Source organism: Candidiatus Paracoxiella cheracis (assembly GCF_049348705.1).
In the GTDB taxonomy this organism is placed as follows: Bacteria; Pseudomonadota; Gammaproteobacteria; order Coxiellales; family Coxiellaceae; genus Paracoxiella; species Paracoxiella cheracis.
The window spans coordinates 1,171,788-1,188,670 of record NZ_CP186485.1; the positions used below are offsets into that span (position 1 = coordinate 1,171,788).

Annotated in this window: 15 protein-coding genes; 7 read left to right on the forward strand and 8 right to left on the reverse strand. The window is 42.9% G+C overall.

Annotated features, from left to right (window positions below; translation table 11 throughout):
* Positions 1-6: 6 nt before the first annotated feature.
* Positions 7-1,545, reverse strand: a complete 1,539-nt coding sequence (locus ACJMKR_RS06070) for a transposase (protein ID WP_423062300.1) — start codon at positions 1,543-1,545, stop codon at positions 7-9.
* 3 nt (positions 1,546-1,548) lie between these two features.
* Here ACJMKR_RS06070 and ACJMKR_RS06075 point away from each other — a divergent pair, with 3 nt between their 5' ends.
* Positions 1,549-1,845 carry a hypothetical protein gene (locus ACJMKR_RS06075; RefSeq protein ID WP_423064278.1) on the forward strand — a complete coding sequence of 99 codons (297 nt, stop codon included), beginning with the start codon at positions 1,549-1,551 and terminating at the stop codon, positions 1,843-1,845.
* Between the two features lie 287 nt (positions 1,846-2,132).
* On the opposite strand, the gene ACJMKR_RS06080 is transcribed toward ACJMKR_RS06075, so the two are convergent.
* Together ACJMKR_RS06080 and ACJMKR_RS06085 are read right to left on the reverse strand one after the other, a co-directional pair.
* Positions 2,133-3,146 carry a quinone-dependent dihydroorotate dehydrogenase gene (locus ACJMKR_RS06080; protein ID WP_423062310.1) on the reverse strand — a complete coding sequence of 338 codons (1,014 nt, stop codon included), beginning with the start codon at positions 3,144-3,146 and terminating at the stop codon, positions 2,133-2,135.
* On the reverse strand, positions 3,139-3,834 hold the full coding sequence (locus tag ACJMKR_RS06085) for a hypothetical protein (protein WP_423062311.1): 696 nt from the start codon (positions 3,832-3,834) through the stop codon (positions 3,139-3,141). The genes ACJMKR_RS06080 and ACJMKR_RS06085 overlap by 8 nt, the downstream gene beginning before the upstream one ends.
* A gap of 110 nt (positions 3,835-3,944) precedes the next feature.
* Between ACJMKR_RS06085 and ACJMKR_RS06090 the strand changes: the two genes are divergently transcribed.
* Genes ACJMKR_RS06090 through ACJMKR_RS06110 form a run of 5 tightly spaced genes read left to right on the forward strand, consistent with a single transcriptional unit; the run spans position 3,945 to position 10,733 of the window.
* Positions 3,945-5,105, forward strand: coding sequence for an isovaleryl-CoA dehydrogenase (locus ACJMKR_RS06090; protein WP_423062312.1), 1,161 nt, complete (start codon positions 3,945-3,947; stop codon positions 5,103-5,105).
* A gap of 8 nt (positions 5,106-5,113) precedes the next feature.
* The gene (locus ACJMKR_RS06095) at positions 5,114-6,298 is read left to right on the forward strand and encodes an acetyl-CoA C-acyltransferase (protein ID WP_423062313.1); all 1,185 of its coding nucleotides are present in this window, start codon (positions 5,114-5,116) and stop codon (positions 6,296-6,298) included.
* An 11-nt stretch (positions 6,299-6,309) separates the two neighbouring features.
* Complete coding sequence (locus tag ACJMKR_RS06100; protein WP_423062314.1) at positions 6,310-7,917, forward strand: carboxyl transferase domain-containing protein; 1,608 nt, start codon at positions 6,310-6,312, stop codon at positions 7,915-7,917.
* Between the two features lie 24 nt (positions 7,918-7,941).
* Positions 7,942-8,733: an enoyl-CoA hydratase/isomerase family protein gene (locus ACJMKR_RS06105; protein ID WP_423062315.1), complete on the forward strand. Its 792-nt coding sequence runs from the start codon at positions 7,942-7,944 to the stop codon at positions 8,731-8,733.
* A gap of 2 nt (positions 8,734-8,735) precedes the next feature.
* Positions 8,736-10,733 (forward strand): acetyl/propionyl/methylcrotonyl-CoA carboxylase subunit alpha, encoded by a 1,998-nt coding sequence (locus ACJMKR_RS06110; protein WP_423062316.1) that lies wholly within the window; start codon positions 8,736-8,738, stop codon positions 10,731-10,733.
* 452 nt (positions 10,734-11,185) lie between these two features.
* Here ACJMKR_RS06110 and ACJMKR_RS06115 read toward each other — a convergent pair.
* From ACJMKR_RS06115 to ACJMKR_RS06125, 3 genes are all read right to left on the reverse strand, one after another.
* Positions 11,186-12,261, reverse strand: a protein-coding gene (locus ACJMKR_RS06115; RefSeq protein ID WP_423062317.1) for an IS3 family transposase whose coding sequence is annotated in 2 segments (ribosomal slippage) — positions 11,186-12,012 and positions 12,012-12,261 — 1,077 coding nt in all. Because the reading frame shifts where the segments join, the coding sequence is not laid out codon by codon here.
* 71 nt (positions 12,262-12,332) lie between these two features.
* Entirely contained in the window at positions 12,333-12,719 is a 387-nt protein-coding gene (locus ACJMKR_RS06120; RefSeq protein ID WP_423062318.1) for a hypothetical protein, read from the reverse strand.
* A gap of 105 nt (positions 12,720-12,824) precedes the next feature.
* Complete coding sequence (locus ACJMKR_RS06125; RefSeq protein WP_423062319.1) at positions 12,825-13,577, reverse strand: IS3 family transposase; 753 nt, start codon at positions 13,575-13,577, stop codon at positions 12,825-12,827.
* A 110-nt stretch (positions 13,578-13,687) separates the two neighbouring features.
* Here ACJMKR_RS06125 and ACJMKR_RS06130 point away from each other — a divergent pair, with 110 nt between their 5' ends.
* A complete protein-coding gene (locus ACJMKR_RS06130; protein ID WP_423062320.1) occupies positions 13,688-14,008 on the forward strand; it encodes a hypothetical protein in 321 nt (106 codons plus the stop codon).
* Between the two features lie 219 nt (positions 14,009-14,227).
* On the opposite strand, the gene ACJMKR_RS06135 is transcribed toward ACJMKR_RS06130, so the two are convergent.
* Entirely contained in the window at positions 14,228-14,824 is a 597-nt protein-coding gene (locus tag ACJMKR_RS06135) for a hypothetical protein (protein ID WP_423062321.1), read from the reverse strand.
* Positions 14,825-15,262: 438 nt separating this feature from the next.
* Positions 15,263-16,801, reverse strand: coding sequence for a transposase (locus ACJMKR_RS06140; RefSeq protein ID WP_423062300.1), 1,539 nt, complete (start codon positions 16,799-16,801; stop codon positions 15,263-15,265).
* Positions 16,802-16,883: the final 82 nt, after the last annotated feature.

Genomic DNA, 16,883 nt, shown 5'->3' on the forward strand with positions numbered 1-16,883 from the left:
TAAATCTTAAGCTGTTTTTTGCAGCAATTCGTAGAATTTCTCAGGTGTAAAATTTATTTTATCCAACCATGATTTTACTATCCCAATCAAATCCTCTATTTTTTCAGGGTCTGAGTTTTGCGTCTTTTCTTCAGTCCTCTGAATCGTTTTAATTTTCGAGTTGCTATTTTTGAAAATAGCAGGATGTCGCGTGCGTTTCCCCTGCGTATCACCTTTGGTTCTGCCTTGCGGATTACCGCGTGGTTTGCAGAGATTAGCAGGCGTGCCAACGGTATCAAGCACCGTAGAAAAACCCCGTTGCGTTTGTGAAGGGGTCGCAGTTATTGATGGTTTTTCGTTATCCACTTGGAAGCTCGGCAAATACCGCTCCCATTTTTTCGGTAAAATCGGGGCAAGATTCCTCGCTAGATAAAGTTGCGTATACGCTAATGCTGTCATCCGCCACCAATCTTCTTCGTGCTTAACATCCGGTGTTTGGTATCGGTCAAATAACAGTTTGTCTTTACCAAAACGAAAGTAGTGTTCAATGTCATAGCGTCTATCGTAATAGTGATAGGCTTCTAATGCTGTGATTTCATTACGTCGTTCACCAGCGAGTCCTAACCAGAGTGGATTTTTATATAAAGATTTACCGTTAGCATCAACCGCAACCAATTGCACAACAGTAACAGGATGCTCATATCCTTTAAATTGCTTTGAACCACGCAGTAATTGGTCACGCCATATTTTAATCTCCAATTGGTAAGTTTTGCCACTGCGGGTTGTAATGGGTTGCTGCACAATCTCATCGGATTCACGGTGAGTCGTGCTGTCGTTTAGTTTCATCGCATCACCATAGCGTTTTATACTTCCTGAGGTATTATCTTCTATTGATGCGGGCGCGAAAACATTACGGGTACTGTTAAAACGGAAAAGATGTACCCAATTGGGATTTTCGCTAACCAGTTTACGGCAAGCTTCTGTACCATATTTTGAATCAGCCACGCTAACCACCAATTTATGAGTAAGCGCTAAGTCTGCAATACAACGGTTAATTTGCTGCATCCCAACTACATTGCCTTTTTCATCGCTTTTAACGCGCCTCGTATCCAGTGGAACTAACCAATGCTTTTCTTGAGCTGCACCATCATTGGGCAATAGTGATACCGTTGAATATTCATGTCCAATGGTAATCGGTTTGTTACCCGGTGCTGGATTAGGGCTGTAAACCACATGGCGATCTTCAACACAGTGTGCACTTTGACGCGACTGTGGTGTCGTATCCGCAATAATGATCACACGGTCATCGCTATGACTCACATGTTCATATTGTATTTTCATCATGCTATCCCAACAATTTGCTACCGACAAACCATCGCTAATCGCATCGGTAATACTACTGTATTCACGTTCAAAGTATGGCGATTCACATAATTCTATAGGTGTTTTGCAGCGATGGCCATGGCTTGAAAGGGCATCGAGTAAATTCATATTGGCATCGCGTCGCGCGGGGAAGATGTTGTAGAGGAATGTACGGAATTGTTTTAGTTTTTCTGTCGCTAACATCGTTTGTTCCTTATTTTATTTTTTCGAACAAACGTTGTTTACAACGTAAAATTTTTTTTCGGTTTCTATGTCAAGCAATTTTTAATTATTTTTATAAATTTATCCAAAGTCCAATATGAGGTCAGGCCCCATTCCGGCGAGCGTTGTTATGGAAAAACACCCATGCAAACTTTTCTTGATGCAAAGCATTTGGCACAAGAAAAAGAATTAGATAAACTATGTAAAACTATTCCAAGCGTGTCGGCAGATGAATTGAATAAGGCGCACAGTAATCACGACACGCAACTGGTAGAGGAGTAATTAGAATCCGATCTATCGGACAGAAAATATGTCCCATAAATCTCAACTGTCAGATCAAGTCGAGAGTTCTACACTTTACTCATTATTTATTACCCTTTATTTATTTTTAAATTTGCTATATGTGATAATTGGAAAAAATAGCTTGCGCATCATAGCAGCGATTCTTTAAATTAATCTTAAATGAGAATAATTAATGTTATTTTAAATTTTTCCGTAGTCTACAAAGGATATTCAAACCGTATGTATACGTAAGTGATTGGAATACATCACACAAAAACAAGCTAAAACTAACGAGCAAGACGATTCACAATATCGCGGATTAAATGTGGTCCACGATAAATTAAACCCGTGTAAACTTGCACTAAGCTTGCACCGGCATTAAAGAGCGACGCGGCATCATCGGGGGTGACAATGCCGCCAACGGCGATGATGGGGACTTGATTATTTAAAATTTGATGGAGTCGCTCAACTATGCGCAGCGTCATCGGCAATAAAGGTTGACCGCTCAGTCCACCTTTTTCATCGGCATATGGCAGGCCTTTGACGCCAGCATGATTTAGCGTGGTATTCACAGCGACAATCCCTTCGATGCGATGGTTTAATGCAATGTGAGCGACCTCCTCCACTTGCTCCATGGTTAAGTCCGGCGAAATTTTTAATAATAAAGGCACCTGGCGAAGATGCTCATCGGCTAGTCGTCTCTGAGCCTGTTTCAAATGATTTAACATGTCATGCAAATACATTTCCATCTGCAACTCACGCAAGCCGGGTGTGTTTGGCGAGGAAATATTAATCGTGACGAAATCTGCATATGGATACACTTTTTCAAAACAGATGCGATAATCATCGAGCGCTTTGTCTAGTGGGGTATCTTTATTTTTGCCGATATTTACGCCAAGAATGCCTTTTATTTTGCGTTTTTTTAATTGGGAAACCAGATGATCAACGCCGAGATTATTAAAACCCATCCGATTAATTAACGCATTGGCTCGAGGAAGACGAAATAAGCGCGGCTTCGGATTGCCAGGTTGTGGCTTCGGCGTTACGGCACCGACTTCAAGAAAACCAAAACCTAAGCCCAGTAGCGCATCGATACACTCACCATTTTTGTCGAAACCCGCTGCCAAGCCAACAGGATTAGGAAACTCCAAGCCCCATAGTTTCACGATTTTTTTGGGAAAACGCGCCCTTATTTTTTTTGCAAGCCACGGGCAATAAAACCATTTTAATAATTTTAATACAAAATGATGCGCACACTCAGGCGCAAACAAAAATAAAATGGGGCGTAAAAGTCTATACATCGTCGGTTATAGTACACGCTTTAGCCGAAATTCGCAGCATGGCATTGCTACCTTTTTGTAATTTGTAAGGCACTTCGCGAACCTCAACACCGAAATTTGACTGTTGCAAATTCAACATTACCGTTCCCAATGCCGAGGCTACCTCACCGTGTGCATCCAATAGCGGAAACACAGGCACCTCATGGGCAACGCGACATAATTCCGCAACCATCGCCTCGGGTGAGGCCTCTTTATTGCGAAATAACAAATCGGGACACAGCGCCAATTCAAATTCAAAATCCGCAAACGGCAATGCTGGTAATTTTGCAGCGCGATAGCGACCTTCTAATTTCCCCTGCGAATAATCCGTTACAAAAATTTGCGCGTAATGATTCCAAGCGTTGACTATATTTTCCAGTGTTTTTTCGCCCTCGCCTTGAATCCGATCGGCATACTCATGCAAATGCGTCGCCAGATGTTGAATAATATTATCCGCGTGTTTTGACATATCCAGCGGCGTTAAATCGTAGTGTGGGTCGCCACTGATGATGTCATATCCGCGCTCATACATTTCAGCATTGAAACTTGAAATGCCAGCAGGATAATCCAAAATCGATTGCGCTAAATCACGATCCGTTAACGCAAACATATGCTGATAATCATTCAAGCTGTGCACCCAACTTGGAATTAAGGGGGTTTCTATTTTCATTCTTTTTACACCTTCCTGGCTTCCCCCTCCGACTTAAGACTTCGCCAGAGAGGAGTTTATCGGCTACAATAGCCATCACAAACGAGCTAACTAAACAGGATAATCATAGCATGATTCATGGAGTCGATTTCCAGTTCAACGATACAATCAATCTCTTGCGCGATTCTGTTCAAGAATTTAGCAAGCATGAAATTGCGCCTCGAGCCGCTGAGATTGATCACAACAATCAATTTCCGCGCGATCTTTGGCCAAAATTGGGCGCATTGGGTGTGCTTGGCATCACGGCCAGTGAAGAATATGGTGGCGCAAACATGGGTTATTTAGCGCATGTTTGCGCCATGGAAGAAATTAGCCGTGCCTCCGGTTCGGTAGGCTTGAGTTATGGTGCGCACTCCAACCTTTGTGTCAATCAAATCAATCGCTTTGGCACAAAAGTACAAAAGGAACGCTTTCTACCCAAGCTCATCAGCGGTGAATATTTGGGCGCCTTGGCAATGAGCGAAGCGGGCTCAGGGTCAGACGTCGTGAGCATGCGCTTGCGCGCACAAGAACGCGACGATCACTTTGTTTTCAACGGCACTAAAATGTGGATCACCAACGGTCCCGAGGCAGATGTGTTAGTGGTTTATGCCAAAACTGATCCCGAGGCAAATTCTCATGGCATCACCACATTTTTAATCACAAAAGATCTTAAAGGTTTTAAAACCGCACAGAAGCTCGACAAAATGGGAATGCGTGGTTCTGATACGTGTGAACTCGTGTTTGAAGACTGCATCGTGCCCAAAGAAAATATATTGGGTGAGCTCAATAAAGGCGTTGAAGTATTAATGAGCGGCCTCGATTACGAGCGTGTGGTGTTGGGTGGTGGTCCTTTGGGTCTCATGCAAGCGAGCCTTGACGTCGTGTTGCCTTATATTCATGAGCGCAAACAATTTGGTAAGGCAATCGGTGAATTTCAATTAATTAGAGCCAAGGTTGCTGATATGTATACCGCTTTAAATGCGAGTCGCGCGTATTTATACGCCGTAGCGCAAGCATGCGACAACGGTGTTGTCAAAGCAAAAGATGCAGCGAGTGCGTTAATGTTTGCTTCAGAAAATGCAACACAAGTAGCACTGCAAGCCATACAATGTCTCGGTGGAAATGGTTACATTAACGAATTTCCGGTCGCACGTTTATTACGCGATGCAAAACTTTATGAAATCGGTGCGGGCACTTCTGAAATTCGCCGGATTATCGTAGGCCGAGAATTGTTTAAAGAAACAAATTAGGGGGATTCATGTCAAACGATCCAATTGTTATAGTCGGTGCCGCTCGCACCCCAATGGGACATTTTGGCGGCTATTTTAAAGACTTGCCAGCCTCGCAGTTAGGCGCCGCTGCCATTAAAGCGGCTATTGAGCGTGCGAATTTATCTCCAGCAGATATTCAAGAAGTATTAATGGGCTGCGTTTTGCAAGCAGGTCAAGGGCAAGCACCAGCGCGCCAAGCAATGATAGCGGCTGGCATACCCGTCAATGCTGGCGCCACAACCATTAATAAAATGTGTGGCTCTGGTATGAAAGCCATCATGATTGGTCATGATGAAATTGTTGCGGATTCTTTTGCAACCGTCATTGCAGGCGGCATGGAAAACATGTCGTGGGCGCCCTACCTCATTCCAAAAGCGCGTTTTGGTTATCGCTTGGGGCATGCTGAAATTTACGATCACATGATGTTAGATGGTTTAGAAGATGCCTACGATAAAGGCAAAGCCATGGGCGTGTTTGCAGAAAACTGTGTGGAAAAATATCATGCCACGCGTGAGGCGATGGATAAATTTGCGCTTGAATCTTTACACCGCGCTAAAAAAGCGAATGAAGATGGTACATTTTCCGAAGAAATTGTTCCGATCACCATTAAAACACGCACGGAAGATATTACCGTCACGCAAGATGAAAATGCTATGAAAGCCAATCCCGAAAAAATCCCTAAATTACGGACGGCTTTTAAAAAAGAAGGTAAAGTGACTGCCGCTAATTCAAGCTCAATTTCCGATGGCGCTGCGGCAGTCGTATTAATGAAAGCCTCGGAAGCTAAAAAGCGCCATCTAAAACCGCTTGCTAAAATCGTGGGCCATGCAACCCATTCACAAGAACCCGCTTGGTTTACCACCGCACCCATCGGCGCGATTCAAAACTTATTGCAGAAAATAAATTGGAATAAAGACGATGTCGATTTGTATGAAATTAACGAGGCTTTTGCGATCGTAACCATGGCAGCGATGAAAGATTTAGATTTACCGCATGATAAAGTGAATATTCACGGTGGCGCTTGTGCATTGGGCCATCCGATTGGAGCATCCGGCGCGAGAATTATCGTCACCCTGCTCTATGCCTTACGTCAAAAAAATCTAAAGCGTGGCATCGCGAGTTTATGCATTGGCGGCGGTGAAGCCACAGCAGTTGCGATTGAATTAGTATAAGGAAATCCATAATGCCAAAAATAACGAGTAAAATTAATCCGCACAGCGATGAGTTTAAAAAAAATAAAGATGCGCTAGAAACACAAATTAAGGATCTTCAAGAAACGCTTGCAACTATTGAAGAAGGCGGCCCCGAAAAATCGCGTCAACGCCAATTAGAACACGGCAAATTATTGGTTCGCGATCGCATTAATAAATTACTCGACCCGGGCTCTGCATTTTTAGAACTCTCACCGCTTGCCGGCTATCAGCTTTATAAAGACGATGTGCCTGCCGGTGGCATCATTACCGGCATCGGGCAAGTTGCAGGTCAGGAATGCATGATCGTCGCAAACGACCCCACCGTTAAAGGGGGCACGTATTATCCGATTACTGCCAAAAAACATTTACGCGCACAAGAAATTGCGCAAGCCAATCATCTTCCTTGTATTTATTTAGTGGATTCTGGCGGTGCTTATTTACCAAAACAAGATGAAGTTTTTCCTGATCGCGATCACTTCGGGCGAATCTTTTATAATCAAGCTAATTTATCCGCGAAAAACATCCCGCAAATTGCTGTTGTTATGGGCTCATGCACTGCCGGTGGTGCGTATGTGCCTGCCATGGCAGATGAATCCATCATGGTGAAAAATCAGGCGACAATTTTTTTGGGCGGCCCACCTTTAGTCAAAGCCGCTACCGGTGAAATTGTTAGCGCCGAAGAATTAGGCGGTGCTGATGTGCATTGCAAAATTTCTGGGGTTGCCGATCACTATGCCAATGACGATGAACACGCCTTGAAAATTGCTCGCAACATCGTGGCCGATTTAAATCGCACTAAAAAAATAACGTTAGCACTGGAGCCCATCGCAGAACCTGCTTACGACCCCGAAGAAATTCCCGGCATCATCAGCGCAGACTCGCGCATGCCTTACGACGTCCACGAAATCATTGCACGCTTAGTCGATAACTCTGAATTTGATGAATTCAAAGCGCTTTATGGGCCAACATTAGTATGTGGTTTCGCGCATATTTTTGGTTATCCCGTCGGAATTATTGCAAATAACGGTATTTTATTTTCCGAATCTGCTTTAAAAGGTGCGCATTTTATCGATTTATGCAGCAAGCGCAAAATTCCTTTGGTTTTTTTACAAAACATTACCGGCTTCATGGTCGGCAAAAAATACGAAAACAGTGGCATTGCAAAACACGGTGCGAAAATGGTTAATGCCGTTGCCTGCACCAACGTGCCTAAGTTCACTGTTATTATTGGCGGCAGCTATGGCGCCGGCAATTACGCCATGTGTGGACGCGCTTATGATCCACGCTTTTTATTTATGTGGCCTAACGCGCGCATTTCTGTAATGGGCGGTGAACAAGCTGCACACGTCTTAGCACAAGTAAAACTCGATAAAATGAAACGCCACGGCGAAAGTTGGAGCGCGCAAGATCAAGAAACATTTATGGATCAAATACGGGCTAATTATGAGGCGCAAGCCAATCCATATTACGCCAGCGCTCGGCTTTGGGATGATGGTGTGATTAACCCGTTAGACACGCGACGAGTGTTAGGTTTGTGTATCTCTGCCTCATTGAATGCACCGATACATGATACACATTTTGGTGTATTTAGAATGTAATGTAAGAAGATTTAAGGAAAAACTATGAGTGAACACTCACCTCTTATTCATGACACTGCAAATGGCATCAGTACCATCACATTCAATCGCCCTGAAAAACACAATGCCTTTGATGATCAGCTCATCGCCGATCTCACAACGCTGTTACAACGCATCGATAAAAACGCTGATGTTCGCGCAGTCATTTTAAAAGCAAACGGACGCAATTTTTGCGCGGGTGCCGATTTAACGTGGATGAAACGCATGGCTTCATTTTCAAAAGAAGAAAACAAAGCCGATGCACTGCAATTAGCAAAACTGCTGCACATCATGAGTGCATTAACAAAACCGATTATCGCACTTGTTCAAGGGCGTGTGATGGGCGGCGGCCTGGGTTTGCTTGCGTGTTGTGATATTGTTATTGCCGCCGAAGATGCGCGATTTTGTTTTTCTGAAGTAAAATTAGGCTTAATACCCGCCACCATTGCGCCGTATATTATTCGCAGCATTGGATTTAGTGCAGCGCGACGTTACTTCATCAGTGCTGAGATGTTTGATGCGCAAACAGCACAACAAATAGGATTAGTGCACGAGCTTGCACCTGAGAGCACATTAATTTCAGCCGGCAACGATTGTGTTGATTTGATCATGCAAAACGGACCCGCCGCCATTGCCGCATCGAAACAGATGCTCAATCACCTGGCAATCATTGATGACTCTACCATTGAATACACAGCTACATTATTATCGGAAATTCGCAGCGGCCACGAAGGGCAAGACGGTGTGCGTGCCTTTTTAGAAAAACGACAACCGAAGTGGATCGAAGACGAGCGTTAAATATGTTTAAAAAATTATTAATCGCCAACCGCGGTGAAATTGCTTGCCGTATTATCAAAACAGCAAGAAAACTCAATATTAAAACCATCGCCGTTTATTCTGATATTGATCGCCGTGCCCTACACGTTAAACTCGCGGATGAGGCCTATTGCATCGGCCCAGCGCCATCTTCACACAGTTATTTAAATCGCGAAAAAATAATCGATGTTGCAAGACACGCAAAAGCAGATGCAATCCATCCCGGCTACGGTTTTTTAGCTGAAGACCCCGAGTTTGCAACCTTATGCGCAAACAATGGCATTATTTTTATTGGCCCTTCCGCTTCAGCCATCAACGCCATGGGTGATAAGAGTGCAGCCAAAATTTTAATGCAAAAAGCAAATGTGCCTGTTGTGCCGGGTTACCAAGGTGCCAAACAAGATTTAGAAACCATCACACAGGAAGCGCAAAAAATAGGCTTGCCGGTGTTGTTAAAAGCTGCTGCCGGTGGTGGCGGCAAAGGCATGCGACTCGTGAAGGAGATCTCTGAACTTGAACATGCGCTGCAATCTGCGAAGCGCGAGGCGAAGTCCAGTTTTAATAACGACACCATTTTTATCGAAAAATATATTCAACCCGCACGCCACGTTGAAGTGCAAATTTTTATGGATGCAGCAGGCAACGGCGTTTATTTATGTGATCGTGATTGCTCAACCCAACGGCGCCATCAAAAAATTATTGAAGAAGCAAAGGCCCCTAATTTAAGCACGAAAGTACGTAAAAAAATGGGTGAAACGGCTGTGCAAGCGGCAAAGGCCATCAATTATCTCGGTGCCGGCACCATTGAATTTTTAGTCGATGCCAAGGAAAATTATTATTTTATGGAGATGAACACACGTTTGCAGGTGGAACATCCCGTTACGGAAATGATTACCGGACTAGACTTAGTCGAATGGCAATTGCAATTGGCTTGTGGCGAACCCTTGCCGCTCTCACAAGCTCAAGTCCACGCAAACGGGCATGCCTTTGAAGCCCGTATTTGCGCGGAAAATCCTGCCAATAATTTCGCTCCCTCAACAGGCACACTCGATTATTTTATTTTTCCGGAAAACACAGAACACGTCCGCATCGACACAGGTGTTCGCGCCGGTGATGTGATCAGCCCCTATTACGATCCCATGATTGCAAAGTTAATTGTATGGGGCAACGATCGCAAACACGCGCTATCACTCTTGAGTGAGTCGTTGGAAAAAATCGCGATAGTGGGTGTTCACACCAACGTTTCTTTTCTTCATCAAGTTGCAAACAGTAAAGATTTTCAAAAAGAAAAAATCAGCACCAATTTTATTGAAACGCATGAGGCTGAATTGCTAGCAGCCATCTCAATGCCACCCAAAGAAATAATGGTGTTGGCTGCATTAACGGAATTGCATTCTCAGCAAGAAAAAGGCCGAACGTTTGCCAATCGTTCCGGTGATGCGTTTTCACCATGGTTTATTCGCGACAATTGGCGATTAATGCAAAAGACGCCCTTTTCACTGTCATTTTGGTTTAACGAAACAGTATTAATTGCCAGCGCAAGCACAACCGAAAGCGGCTATTTAATCCATTTAGGTGACGATGACATTGCAGCTTCTGCCGTTTGGGAAAATGAGCACACCATCGTTGCCATTATTAATAAAAAAAGCTATCGCGCGATCGCGCTCAAACACGAAGATGAAATTCATCTCTTTCAACATGGCCAACATTTTATGCTGCATACATCAAACCCAACGCATGTGGGTCATGAGGACGGCGCGGCCGATAATCGTTTTATTTCACCGATGCCGGGCACGATTGTTGAGGTGTTGGTAAAACCCGGCCAAAAGGTCGCGCCAGGTGAACGCTTGATTGTGCTAGAAGCGATGAAAATGGAACACACCATCACCGCTCCCACGGCCGGCATTGTAAAAACAGTGTCTTACAAAGCCGGCGACCTCATCCACGAAGGAGTGGAGTTGTTGGAGTTTGAAAGTGAGTGAAATTTTACTCACTGGTGTCCGAATATGTTGGGGTTGTTAGAATTTTCTGGAGTAAGTCCGAGGTTTGTTTCTAACCGAGCAAGAAATTTCAAAAATTCTCTTGCACCTTGTTCTGAGTCAGATGGTTCGTTTTGAAAGAATCGCGGGTTCCGATGTCTTGTAAATGAACTACCCTGTAACGCTACCTCTGTTCTCATTCGCAAAGAGTTTATAGTTTCCTTGCACGCGTCATTTATGTGCATTTCTGAGAGCTTCTCTTGATATCGAACAGCGATTTTTCCTAAATCATTTATAAACCCAGCGGCCGCATTTTTCTTATCTTTATCTTTCTCTTTTTTTGTTGAACGAGCTTTTGCAGTTTTTTCCTTTACTTGAGTGATTTCTTCATTAATTGTTTGTAAAAACTGACCTTCCCCCTAAACTAGTACCAGGACACCGATGAGATATTCATGTTAAGCAGCCTGTTTCGCAAATTCAATAGGCGGCATATAATTTAATGAACTGTGTGGTCTTTTAGTATTGTAGTGCTTTCTCCATTGGTTGATTTCATGTCGGGCTTCTTCAATTGAACGAAACCAGTGTTGATTTAAACATTCGTTGCGGAACTTGCCATTTAAGCTTTCAACAAACGCATTCTGAGTTGGCTTTCCAGGTTGAATGAAAGCAAGCTTGGTTTTGTTTTCCCTGGACCAAAAGAACATTGCTTTGCTTGTAAACTCTGTACCATTATCACAAACAATTTGTTTTGGCAGCCTGCGTTGCTCACTAAGCTCTGCTAGGAAGCGTGCCACCTGACGTCCTGATATAGAAAATGCTGTTAGCTGGCCAATAAGTTCACGATTAAAATCATCGATAATGTTTAGCACACGAAAACGCCTTCCATTGGCCAGCTGATCGTAAACAAAATCCATCGACCAACGCTCATTTCTCTGAGTCGGTGATGACATCACTAATCGTAGTCGCTGTATTTTTTTACGCTTTTTTGTACGCACCTGGAGCTTTTCTTCTTTGTAAATCCGGTAGGTTTTTTTCTTATTCATGACAAGCCCCTCTGCTTTTAAGAGGCTGTGAAGCATTAAATAACCATACCGAGAATACTGAGCTGCCAATTCTTTTAATCGAGCTCTAATCAACTCGTCTCGTCGCTTTTTGGGTCCGTAACGGTAAGCCGTTCGACTTAGCCCGACTAGCTTGCAGGCCATTCGTTCACTCAGCTTAAAGGCGCTCATTAAGTGACAAACAACCTGCTTCTTGCTAGCAGGCGTTACCACTTTTTTGAAACAACATCCTTGAGCGCTTCATTTTCTAACATCTTTTCAGCCAGCAGCTTTTTTAACTTATTGTTCTCGGACTCCAGCTCTCGCAGGCGCTTAGCTTCGTTAACCTCTAGGCCAGCATACTTGCTACGCCAATTGTAAAAAGTACCGCCAGATATGCCTAAGCGACGGCACAGGTCTTCCACCTTAGCGCCACTTTCATGCTCTTTGATCGCTTTAATGATTTGTTCTTCTGTATAACGTTTTTTCATGTTGAGATCTCCTCGGTCGTAGAATAATTAGAAATCTCATCCATGTCATGGTGTTAAGTTTGGGGGAAAGGTCAAAACCTGTATGAAGTTCGTGAAATTTCATCTAAATAGGGCTTAAACGTTTTAGTAAATTGAAGAGTTGGAGCCGCCAGTAATTTTTTTTGGTGTTCAGTAAGACATCCAGGAAGACGTGTACCCAAAAAATAGCTTAATGCTTGAACCATCCTTTTGCGATCTTCATCTGTATGGGCTGATTTTTGTTTATAGTTTTCAACTTTCTTGTTCAAATCAGTTAGCAAATCTTTTACTAGATTTTCATTATTATTGATATACTGAAAAGAATCCAATACGTTTTGAAACCGATAAATTACAGCATCAATATTTTGTTCAAACTCAAGTTCTTTAGAGACTTCATCTGTTATAAAGTTTTTAAACTCATCTTGAAATCCGCTACTCAAATTAAATTTACAAACCAGCCCCTCCAGAGATCGCTCTTGTTCTTGAGTCAGGGAGACGTTACGTTTGATCTTCCCTCACTTTACCGGACACATTTTTTTTCGATTTTACGCAGCACATTCAAGCGCAACAGGGGTCTTGTAGTCAATAGCTGAATGCATTCTTCTGTGATTGTAATAGCCTTCAATATACTGAAAAAGACTTTGCCTTGCTTCAGCGCGTGTTGTGTAATCATTCACATGCACAAGTTCCGTTTTTAGGGTATGGAAAAAACTTTCTGCAATGGCATTATCCCAACAATTAGCCTTTCTGCTCATTGAACCAATCAGCTTGTTTTGCTTGATGATTTCCCTATATTTTTTCGAACAATATTGACTGCCCCGATCAGAGTGTATAATCACTTGCTTTGGATATTTTCGTTTGAATAACGCCATCAATAACGCATCACACACTAAATCTTGTTTCATGCTTTTATTCATTGACGAGCCAATAACCGAACGTGAATGCACATCGATAACCACCGCTAAATACAACCAACCTTCACGGGTTGGAATGTACGTCAGATCACTCACCCATTTTTGATTGATCGCCGTTCTCGTGAAATCTCTCTTTAAAATATTCTCAAAAATAGGCTTGTTGTGACCCGAGTCTGTGGTTATTTTAAATCTACGCTTGGCAAGTGCTTTTAAGCCCATGGAGCGCATACGCCGCTCAATACGCGTGTGACTGCAGGAAATCGATTCCGCTTGCAATGCACGAGTTATACGTGGTGAACCGTAACGTTGTTTGTTTCTCATATAAATTACCTTAATTTTTTCATCTACAAGCGTGTCGCGATGCTCGTGATAGATTATTGCCATCCCTGTCAATAATCGACTCGCAATACGCGACAACTTAAATAGCCGCGGACGTCCTCGTCGCCCGCGCTCCGCGACCTCACGGCTCGACTACGCACGGGCTCTCAAATGACTTGACGGCTCGTAAAGATTTTTTGCAGTCGCTTACGCTCGGCAAAAAATCCGAGCCTACCGCGGAATACGCGCCTTCGCTTCGCTCTCCATGGCGCGCATCGAAGGCATTGCTTTTTAGCGCCTGCCCTATTTTCTCTATTGCATTATTAGATTTTTCATTAGGAAATTCTAGTTTAGAAAAATATACTGTTAACCATTCAGCTAGCAAGTTTACTATAATGTCTGGATCGTCATTAAGCTGTTCATCTAAATTCTTTTGTTTTTTTAGTTTTTTATCGCTTAGTAACCCTCTTGTGATTACTTCAAGATTTGCCAAATAATATAATGCTTTTTGGTTTACTGTGCTGTCATCAGAAGAAGGATTTGTGCTGATGTTTTCAAAAAGGTTTTCAAGAGATTTAGGACGAGGCATAATAACTACTCCGGCTCTAACGAACAAATAACACTATCAACATAGGTATTTTAACTCAGACTATTGAGGCTCTAGAATAGCGATCACAGGCATTTTCATTAAAGAAACCTTAAAAGAGCGACTTTTTTCATTTTTTTGAGGGGTGTAACTCTTTTTGGAGTGCGGGGCGTAGTAAAAGTACATAAATTCCGAGAGATATCATCATCAGCGCAATGTACATGATTGATAAAGGAATTTGTGACTTTGCTTTCAAGAGGCTCGCGATACCAGACAAAACACCGGCACCCACCACGAATAGAGATCCCATGGCAGCACTGGCCAATCCACCTATTTTAGGAAATAGGCTCAACACCCTTCCCAAACAGTTAGGGAAGATAACTCCACCACAAGCAAACAAAATAAATGTCGGGGCTACAATCAACCATATATTAATATGCTCAAACAAACCTATGATCAACATGATAGCGCTGACAACCAAGCTAATCATAAGACTGATGGTAATAATATGGTGCGCATGCAACTTAACCATCAAAAATCGATTGGTAGCATTACCAAGAAACCACGCAACACCCAGCCACAATGCCACGTGACCATACACAATCGGCGAATAATGTAATACCCTCTGAATTAAAAACGGTCCGATGACATTGAATACGGTAATCAATGAATACGTCAGCGACAATAACACCACAGAGCCAATAAATATTTCATGCGTCACAATCATTTTATAAATGTTTTAGTCGAACTAAAATGATCCGTGATATAAGGCAGCGACGGCACATACAGATCAATCGTAGCCCCTGACATCGGCGTTAAAACTAAGATTAAAAAAATAATTAGGGTCTTACTACCCAGCCTTTCTTCACTCAACAGGATTTTCCTAGATCGCAAATAAAATGGATAGTACACATCTAGAAATCTATTTTCAGCTAATTAAATAGCATTCAATTGCGGCAAAGAGAAGGGGTTTGTATTTTCGGGCGTTAGTGCCAGGACGGCACTAAGCAGCTACGGATGGCGCCTCCCGAACATACAAACCCCTTCTCGTATTGGCAAGCAATTGAAATTGATTCCTTATAGCTACACACTATTACTTGGACTTTGGATAAATAAAATCCCTTGCCAGTTAGGACAATAATCAAAAAATGTGAGTTTCTAAATCTTAAGCTGTTTTTTGCAGCAATTCGTAGAATTTCTCAGGTGTAAAATTTATTTTATCCAACCATGATTTTACTATCCCAATCAAATCCTCTATTTTTTCAGGGTCTGAGTTTTGCGTCTTTTCTTCAGTCCTCTGAATCGTTTTAATTTTTGAGTTGCTATTTTTGAAAATAGCAGGATGTCGCGTGCGTTTCCCCTGCGTATCACCTTTGGTTCTGCCTTGCGGATTACCGCGTGGTTTGCAGAGATTAGCAGGCGTGCCAACGGTATCAAGCACCGTAGAAAAACCCCGTTGCGTTTGTGAAGGGGTCGCAGTTATTGATGGTTTTTCGTTATCCACTTGGAAGCTCGGCAAATACCGCTCCCATTTTTTCGGTAAAATCGGGGCAAGATTCCTCGCTAGATAAAGTTGCGTATACGCTAATGCTGTCATCCGCCACCAATCTTCTTCGTGCTTAACATCCGGTGTTTGGTATCGGTCAAATAACAGTTTGTCTTTACCAAAACGAAAGTAGTGTTCAATGTCATAGCGTCTATCGTAATAGTGATACGCTTCTAATGCTGTGATTTCATTACGTCGTTCACCAGCGAGTCCTAACCAGAGTGGATTTTTATATAAAGATTTACCGTTAGCATCAACCGCAACCAATTGCACAACAGTAACAGGATGCTCATATCCTTTAAATTGCTTTGAACCACGCAGTAATTGGTCACGCCATATTTTAATCTCCAATTGGTAAGTTTTGCCACTGCGGGTTGTAATGGGTTGCTGCACAATCTCATCGGATTCACGGTGAGTCGTGCTGTCGTTTAGTTTCATCGCATCACCATAGCGTTTTATACTTCCTGAGGTATTATCTTCTATTGATGCGGGCGCGAAAACATTACGGGTACTGTTAAAACGGAAAAGATGTACCCAATTGGGATTTTCGCTAACCAGTTTACGGCAAGCTTCTGTACCATATTTTGAATCAGCCACGCTAACCACCAATTTATGAGTAAGCGCTAAGTCTGCAATACAACGGTTAATTTGCTGCATCCCAACTACATTGCCTTTTTCATCGCTTTTAACGCGCCTCGTATCCAGTGGAACTAACCAATGCTTTTCTTGAGCTGCACCATCATTGGGCAATAGTGATACCGTTGAATATTCATGTCCAATGGTAATCGGTTTGTTACCCGGTGCTGGATTAGGGCTGTAAACCACATGGCGATCTTCAACACAGTGTGCACTTTGACGCGACTGTGGTGTCGTATCCGCAATAATGATCACACGGTCATCGCTATGACTCACATGTTCATATTGTATTTTCATCATGCTATCCCAACAATTTGCTACCGACAAACCATCGCTAATCGCATCGGTAATACTACTGTATTCACGTTCAAAGTATGGCGATTCACATAATTCTATGGGTGTTTTGCAGCGATGGCCATGGCTTGAAAGGGCATCGAGTAAATTCATATTGGCATCGCGTCGCGCGGGGAAGATGTTGTAGAGGAATGTACGGAATTGTTTTAGTTTTTCTGTCGCTAACATCGTTTGTTCCTTATTTTATTTTTTCGAACAAACGTTGTTTACAACGTAAAATTTTTTTTCGGTTTCTATGTCAAGCAATTTT

Bases quoted from the DNA above. Each gene is read 5' to 3' on its own strand.
- ACJMKR_RS06105 (WP_423062315.1), top strand. From the start codon at position 7,942: ATGAGTGAACACTCACCTCTTATTCATGACACTGCAAATGGCATCAGT.
- ACJMKR_RS06085 (WP_423062311.1), bottom strand. From the start codon at position 3,834: ATGAAAATAGAAACCCCCTTAATTCCAAGTTGGGTGCACAGCTTGAAT.
- ACJMKR_RS06070 (WP_423062300.1), bottom strand. From the start codon at position 1,545: ATGTTAGCGACAGAAAAACTAAAACAATTCCGTACATTCCTCTACAAC.
- ACJMKR_RS06080 (WP_423062310.1), bottom strand. From the start codon at position 3,146: ATGTATAGACTTTTACGCCCCATTTTATTTTTGTTTGCGCCTGAGTGT.
- ACJMKR_RS06095 (WP_423062313.1), top strand. From the start codon at position 5,114: ATGTCAAACGATCCAATTGTTATAGTCGGTGCCGCTCGCACCCCAATG.
- ACJMKR_RS06125 (WP_423062319.1), bottom strand. From the start codon at position 13,577: ATGGCAATAATCTATCACGAGCATCGCGACACGCTTGTAGATGAAAAA.
- ACJMKR_RS06100 (WP_423062314.1), top strand. From the start codon at position 6,310: ATGCCAAAAATAACGAGTAAAATTAATCCGCACAGCGATGAGTTTAAA.
- ACJMKR_RS06110 (WP_423062316.1), top strand. From the start codon at position 8,736: ATGTTTAAAAAATTATTAATCGCCAACCGCGGTGAAATTGCTTGCCGT.
- ACJMKR_RS06135 (WP_423062321.1), bottom strand. From the start codon at position 14,824: ATGATTGTGACGCATGAAATATTTATTGGCTCTGTGGTGTTATTGTCG.
- ACJMKR_RS06090 (WP_423062312.1), top strand. From the start codon at position 3,945: ATGATTCATGGAGTCGATTTCCAGTTCAACGATACAATCAATCTCTTG.
- ACJMKR_RS06140 (WP_423062300.1), bottom strand. From the start codon at position 16,801: ATGTTAGCGACAGAAAAACTAAAACAATTCCGTACATTCCTCTACAAC.